This is a genomic window from Cyclobacterium sp., assembly GCF_014762705.1.
Taxonomy (GTDB): Bacteria; Bacteroidota; Bacteroidia; order Cytophagales; family Cyclobacteriaceae; genus Cyclobacterium.
Window position 1 is genome coordinate 21,026 of sequence record NZ_JABURL010000062.1, and the last position, 7,122, is coordinate 28,147.

The 7,122-nt window shown below is 43.1% G+C and carries 6 protein-coding genes; 2 read left to right on the forward strand and 4 right to left on the reverse strand.

The features are described 5' to 3' along the window. Nucleotides 1-80 precede the first annotated feature (80 nt). Nucleotides 81-794, forward strand: a complete 714-nt coding sequence (locus HUJ21_RS11830; RefSeq protein ID WP_291370013.1) for an NUDIX domain-containing protein — start codon at nucleotides 81-83, stop codon at nucleotides 792-794. A 277-nt stretch (nucleotides 795-1,071) separates the two neighbouring features. Here HUJ21_RS11830 and HUJ21_RS11835 read toward each other — a convergent pair whose 3' ends face one another. From HUJ21_RS11835 to HUJ21_RS11850, 4 genes are all read right to left on the reverse strand, one after another. After that, nucleotides 1,072-3,246, reverse strand: coding sequence for a bifunctional alpha,alpha-trehalose-phosphate synthase (UDP-forming)/trehalose-phosphatase (locus tag HUJ21_RS11835; protein WP_291370015.1), 2,175 nt, complete (start codon nucleotides 3,244-3,246; stop codon nucleotides 1,072-1,074). Nucleotides 3,247-3,385: 139 nt separating this feature from the next. Next, nucleotides 3,386-3,745: a hypothetical protein gene (locus HUJ21_RS11840; protein WP_291370017.1), complete on the reverse strand. Its 360-nt coding sequence runs from the start codon at nucleotides 3,743-3,745 to the stop codon at nucleotides 3,386-3,388. Nucleotide 3,746: 1 nt separating this feature from the next. Further along, nucleotides 3,747-6,155 carry a penicillin acylase family protein gene (locus HUJ21_RS11845; protein ID WP_291370019.1) on the reverse strand — a complete coding sequence of 803 codons (2,409 nt, stop codon included), beginning with the start codon at nucleotides 6,153-6,155 and terminating at the stop codon, nucleotides 3,747-3,749. Next, a complete protein-coding gene (locus HUJ21_RS11850) occupies nucleotides 6,152-6,727 on the reverse strand; it encodes a DUF2911 domain-containing protein (RefSeq protein WP_291370021.1) in 576 nt (191 codons plus the stop codon). The genes HUJ21_RS11845 and HUJ21_RS11850 overlap by 4 nt, the downstream gene beginning before the upstream one ends. Nucleotides 6,728-6,942: 215 nt before the next feature. Between HUJ21_RS11850 and HUJ21_RS11855 the strand changes: the two genes are divergently transcribed. Beyond that, nucleotides 6,943-7,122, forward strand: a 180-nt coding sequence (locus HUJ21_RS11855; protein ID WP_291370023.1) for a hypothetical protein, incomplete at its 3' end; no start/stop codon positions are given.

Here is a 7,122-nt window from a genome sequence, read left to right on the forward strand (position 1 = left end):
TTTTTCGACAAAAAACAGTATTGATTAGGTCAGCGCAAAGCAGGAAATTTTAATTCACCCCACTTAATAATAGATTATAGATGATTAAATATTCCAGTCAAACCAGGGTTTTGGTAGCCGTGGATTGTATAATTTTCGGGTTTGATGGTAAAGACTACAAATTGCTTATGGTTCAAAGAGGCTTTGCCCCTGAAAAGGAAAAGTGGAGCCTTATGGGCGGATTTTTACAGCCAAGGGAGACCCTGGATGAGGCGGCCAACAGGATTTTAAAACAGTTGACCGGTTTGGAACAGGTTTACCTGGAACAAATGCATACCTTTAGCCAACCTGACAGGGACCCTGTGGAAAGAGTAGTAGGCGTGGTTTATATGGCCTTGATCGACATAGAAAAGTACGAAAAGCAAATCAACGAAGATTTTCACGTGCGTTGGTTCCTGATGAACGATTTGCCCCAATTGATATTTGATCATGAGGAAATGGTACAGATGGCCCTTTGCAGGCTAAGGTACAAAGCTTCCATGCATCCTATACTCTTTGAGCTGCTTCCCGAAAAATTCACCTTGCCGCAACTTCAGGCTTTGTACGAGGGTCTTTTTGACATGAAAATTGACAAGAGAAACTTTACCCGTAAATTATTATCCAGTAATATCCTGAAAAAGAAAAATGAAAAAGATAAATCCTCTTCCAAAAAAGGGGCTTATTTTTATTCCCTCAACCAAGAAACCTACAAGGACAATGGCCAACATATCCTTAACCTGATCCCCAAAAATGAAATGCCTGCCGCCGCAGAATAAATTAATGGACAAGGCGATAAAGGTCAGGCTTTGACTCAAACAGATCAAAAAATCGATCATGGATAGGCATGCAGCCTATTTGCGTGTTTATTGAACCACCTACTCTCTATTGTCGACTAAACAGTTGAATAAGGGGTATTTTTTGAGTAGGCCCAAAAAACATGTATTGCAGCCATTGAATAAGCTGTTTCACAACTCCGAAATATTACGAAATTCGCCTTGGATAATCCGAAGGTTCAGGCTTGCAATGACCATAGTAGCGTCCGCATTGTCAGGATCAACTGATCAGGCTATTCAATAAAACCCTGACTTCTTTGGGGTTTTTGATGTTGTAATTGGCCTGGGTATAGGTGTATCCTACCCTTATGGTATAAGCACTTTTAGGCATTGCTTTAAAAGTGTCCTCATCTGTCCAATCGTCACCCAATGCCATCACAAAATCGTAATCCTCTCCACGCATCATGGCCAGCGCTGCCCTGCCCTTATTGATGTCAGGCCGCTTAATTTCCAATACCATGTTTCCCTCCAATACCTGAAGATTATGGCCCCGGGCCATGTATTTCAGGTGACTGAACAGCTCCCTCATCCTGAGGTCACCTAGTCCACTTTCCACTTTCCGGTAATGCCATACCAGCGAATGGTGCTTTTCTTCTATAAACGCACCAGGGGTTCGCAGCACGTAGTATTCCATGACTTTTCTGATATCGTCCTTCCAGCTATCGTCCACATCAGCATACAACACCCAATCCTCTTTTTGGTCCTTCTTTTTAAGCCAGACACCATGCTCTGCGATCATGTCTACCTTCTGACCTTTAAACCATTTGCCCAGGGTTTCTTTGTCGCGCCCGCTGATGATGACTACCTGACAGGATTCTGATAAGGTTTTTACCAGGGATTTTAATTCCTCATCGGGAAAAGCATCCTGAGGACGGCTTTTAAAACCCACAAGCGTTCCATCATAATCCAGAAAAACGATAGGTCTGCTGGCAGATTTAAAAGCTTGTACCATCTGTTCCCTGATTTTATTGTCCATAGCTTTGGACTCCAGGTCGGTCTGTCTTTCCTTCACATGCTTGAGCCTGTCCATAAAAACCTTGACCCACTGGAAAATATCATATTTTTTCAGACTGGATTGCATGGAACTGATGCGCAATTCCTGCTCTTCCTCGTCCATGGACAAGGCCTCCACAATGGCATTTTTAACACCTTCCTGGTCATTTGGGTTTACCAGAATGGCATCTACCAATTCCTTACTTGCCCCCGCCATTTCTGAAAGGATCAGTACGCCTTGCTTTTGGGATTTACTGGCCACAAATTCCTTGCATACCAAATTCATCCCATCCCTGAGGGGCGTAACCAAAGCAATGTCGGACATGGTATAGAAGGCACTCAGTTCATTGAAAGGAAAGCTCCGGTAAAAATAATGGACCGGAACCCAGTTGAGGGTTGAAAATTTACTATTGATGCTACCAACCAGGGTATCTATCTCTTCTTTCAATGCCTGATACGACTTAACCCTATCCCTGGAAGGAACCACTACCATGATCATGGAAACCTTGCCATGGTATTCCGGATGGTCCTCCAAAAGCTGATCGAAGGCTTTGACCCGCTGAGGTATTCCTTTGGAATAATCCAACCGATCGATGGTGATCAATAACTTTTGATCACCCAGCATTTCCTTGAATTTTTTTACGTGATTCAGGGTCTTTTTACTGGCTGCAGCATTGGCAAATTTGTCATAATCAATCCCCATAGGGAAAGCATCCACATTGATCAGCCTATTGTCCGCCTGAATAAACCCGCTTTCATTGGAGTGGCCCAGGATACGCCCGACGGCACTGAGAAAGTGCCGCATGTCATCATAGGTATGGAACCCAATTAAATCTGAACCTACCATTCCTTCCAGCATCTCCTTTCGCCAGGGCAGCATACGGATGATTTCATAGGAAGGAAAAGGAATATGCTGAAAAAAGGCAATGGTGGCTTTGGGAAGCTTATTTCTAAGCATCATGGGCAATAACAATAACTGGTAATCGTGCACCCAAATGGTATCGTCGTCATTGGCACTTTCCAAAATGGCATCACAAAACTTTTGATTTACCCGGCAATAGGCTTCCCAATAATCATTTTCATAATTGATATACTGGGTGAAATAGTGAAAAGCAGGCCAGATGGTTTCATTGCTGAAGCCTTCGTAATAAAGCTCCACATCGCTTTTGGTCAAAAAAACCGGAGCCATCTTTAATTTCCTCAATTCCTCAACGATTTCCATACGTTGACTTTCATCTGCCACGTCATTTCCCGGCCAGCCGATCCAGATATTTTCACCCTCTTTGTAAATCGACCCCAATCCGGTAGCTAGTCCTCCCGCACTGGGTTTGAATTCAAACTTTCCATTTTTATGCTGTAAACTTACGGGCAATCTGTTGGAAACTATGATGGTTTTTGACATATCCGGATGTTGGTTAATGATAAAAAGAAAACACTGTAAGTTATACGTAGGTCTTAAAATTATTCTAATTTAGGTAAAAAGCATAGAAAAAAAAACCAAAAATGCCTTTAGACTATTTCTATTCAACAATTTATTGAATTTAATAAATATGATTTTTCGAAAACAATTTACCCAATAGATTGCCTGTCAAGGCACTTGACCCCCCTATCAAAAAACCCATTAGGGCAGTAATGCCGACCAACAGTGAACTGTTGGATATGTCAAGTATTTGGGCAAATCTTCCGGGAAGTGCCGAGCCGGAGACGGACCAGATCAGCAGAGGCATGATCAGCCAGACCAGGGCAACGCCCAGTGCACCGGCAAAAAAAGCGAGAAAAGCTGGCCCTTTTACCCAAATGGCAACCAATGCGATGATGATCATTAACATCCAATAGGGTATATAAGGCCCAAGAATATAGGCTAAGAGGGCATTGATCACAAGGTGGAAAAAAAACTTCATCTCAGTCTGGATTAAAAATGGTTTTAAAAAGAACCCGATCCACAGCAGACCGATCTCTCAAATCTATGGATATATAAGCTCCACTTTCCCATTCGTCTATCAGGTTGTCGTAAAATTTACTTCCCGGATTTCCTGACTGACCGCCCGGATAAATCCCAAAAGCTTCGATTTCGGGACCCAATGCAACCACCATTCTCCAACCCGGCCCCCAGTCAGCACTGCTGGCATTTACAATATTTTTACCTCCCCCTACCAGTGCTTTCCTGCCAAAAGACTTAAGGTTTGGGATAAGGTGATCAATATGAGTACTTTTATATTCCGCCCATGTAAGAGAATCATTTGAATCCATATAGGTATTCATTTCTACTACCATATCCTCAAAACCTTTGTTTATCCAATGTCTTGCGGTTTCCTTTTCTGTAGTTAGCAAGTCATCGAACCAAATGCCAGTAGGCTCATTTTTCAATAAAAGAGAGAGGGTATATTTGGAAGGATAAGCAATGGGCAGACCATTGTCCTGCCATGAACCAAACAGTTTTTGTTGAAGGTGTCGCCACCAGGACTGAAAAAGGGCCGGTGCAGGCTCATTTGCTTCCGCAAAATAATCCCAATCTTCCAAAATCCTGATCCATTTACCAGCTGCTCCCTCTTGAGCAATGCTGTCTAAATTATCCAGCATATAGGGCAAATTTTCAGCTGCATGCAGGTCATAATTATCCAGTTGCAGCTTCATCATGTCAGCAATAGTGATCCCCTCCATTTCAGATAGCTGCTGATTGATTCTCCTGTTTCGGTAATATTCATATTGATCTGAGAATACATAATAGGGATAATTGGGGGAAACAGGATGTTGGTTGGCAGAAGAAACAAATCCTTTCTCGGGATTGACCTCCTTTGCATGGTGTTCTAAAGGCATATACCCCTGCCATTCGAATGCGGATTGACTGCCGTCCATCAGGTATTTTCCCTGTCCTGACCATTTGAGGGGAAATTTCCCCTGAACGGTCATCGCAATATCCCCATCAAGTGAGGCGAAAGCAAAATTTTGAGCAGGTGTGGCAAAATGAGAGATGGCTTCCAGGTACTCCTGGTAATTACCGGCCCGGTTTAAAGCCAAAAATGTGCGCTGCTCATTGGAAGGAGCATGCGCTGTCCATTTAAGGGCAAAGTTTAGCGGATTTCCTTCCAGCATAAAATTTTTGTCATAAACTACGGGACCGTAGTGGGTATACACCACGGTATCGATAAAATCATTCTGGCCTTTTACCTTGATGGTATCCAACTGGAAGGTACTTTTTATCCACTGTCCATTGTAAAGGTATTCGGACCTGCTGTCATCTCTAAAGGTTATTTTATACCAATCCTTTACATCCCGGTCTGCATTGGTTATGCCCCAGGCAATGTTTTCATTGAAACCGGAAATCACACCTAAAGCACCTGGCAAACTTGCCCCCTTCACCGTATGTTGAGGCGTACTCAGCTGAACGGCATACCAAAGTGAAGGCAGGTTGAGTGCCAAATGGGGATCGTTTGCCAATATAGGATAACCGGTTTCGGTTTTTTCTCCTGAAACTGCCCAATTATTGGATCCATAGCCGGGCTCTTTCCCTGGGAAAACTTTCTCATAAAATCCCGAATCGGGGTAGCTTACCTCGGGCTTGACCACCTCTTCAGGTACAAAGCCCCAGTTTTCCCTGGAAATCACCGGAACAATGCCTTCCGGGGTTTCCGGAAACAAATGTTCCATCCAGGAATCCCCAAAAAGATTCCTGGTATTGGTATAGGTGAAATCCTGATCCCCGGATAATATCTCCGCCATGTTCATCAAAAAAATCAGGGATTTATAGGGACTCCAGGGTTCAGGTCGATAATCCAGCAGCTTGTATTCGATTGGAAGTTGCCCTATTGAAAGTTGGCGGATATAGGCATTCACTCCATCGGCATAAGCCTGCATCATGGACAAGGTCTCCGGATCTTCCTCCTGCAAATGTTTTAATTTGTTCCGGGCACCAAAGCTAAGGCCTTTTCTTCTCATTTCCCTGTCCCTTGGCAAGGCCATCTCCCCAACAATCTCGGATAACCTTCCCTCTGCCGCCAATACCTGAAACTCCATTTGCCAAAGCCTGTGGGCCGCGGTGACATAACCCTGGGTCATAAAAAGATCCTTTTCAGATCCGGCAAAAATATGGGGAACCAGCTGCTCATCAAAGATTACCTCAACAGGTTCTGAAAGCCCTTCCAGAAATAAGGATTCAGCAGGATTATGGTCTTCGCTGTAAGCATTTTGCCAGAATCCCTTAAACGGATCAAATATACTGGCCAAAGGAGGAAGACTGGCCAAATTAATGGACAGCCCCACCGCTACAAGAAGGGAAAAAGTCAATGAAAAAAAGAAGGCTATATATTTCATTCAATTGAGATGGGTAATACTAACTTTTCCCATTTTACTTCCAGACCATCAGGTACTATGGCGATGGAAAGCCATTCCTGATCTGTGTCCACCCATTCCGGGTTTGCCGTAACCCTTAATACATCGTTTTCTTCCTTGTACTGAAAATGACCATGTTCCAAATCCCACTCTGAATTGAAAATGACGGTCCAGGGTTCATTTTCCCTGGGTATGGTGAAAAGAGAATATTTACCTGCTTTTAACGGTTTACCCTCTACCAAAACATCCTCCTCCAGGGTGACAAAGGTTGCTTCATTGGCTCCTGTTCTCCACACTTCCCCATAAGGAACCAGATCACCCCAAATCTGCCTCCCTTTTATTCCAGGAGAACCATATTGAACCGCAATGCTTTTATCTCCGATATTACCTGAAATTGTTTTTAATGGACTTGCCCGCTCTTCTTCAGCTGCAACTTCCTCGGTATCTTCCTGTTCTGAAACGGAAGAATCCGATTTGTTTCCGGAACAAGACCAATTGATGATGATCAATGAAAGGACGAAAATGCTATAAAAATTTCTGGCAATTCTGTGCATGGTCTTCAGATTTAAATTAAACCCTAATTTATATATTTTTTTTTACCCGCCCAGCTGCATTTCACATTATTAATCCATTAAAGCTTTATTGGATGTGAAATTTTTTATTGATTTCCCCGATAGCACCTGCTTTTTTCAACGGTTTATATCAAAGCCCCGGGTCAGATGGCTCCCTTCGACTCCGCTCAAGGACCAATATGCTACCGGTGACGAAATTGAATCAGTTTTTTTTTGATAAAGAAGAAACCTTAAAAAATCTGTTATATAAAGAAGAGATAAATTTTAATACGAAAAGAGCGCAGGCCCGACAAAAAACCGGGGGTGCGGCAGGTTTGTGGGGAGAAGGATTTTTTTGTCTTGATTTTTTGGTACTTTTTGATCAAGCAAAAAGTACA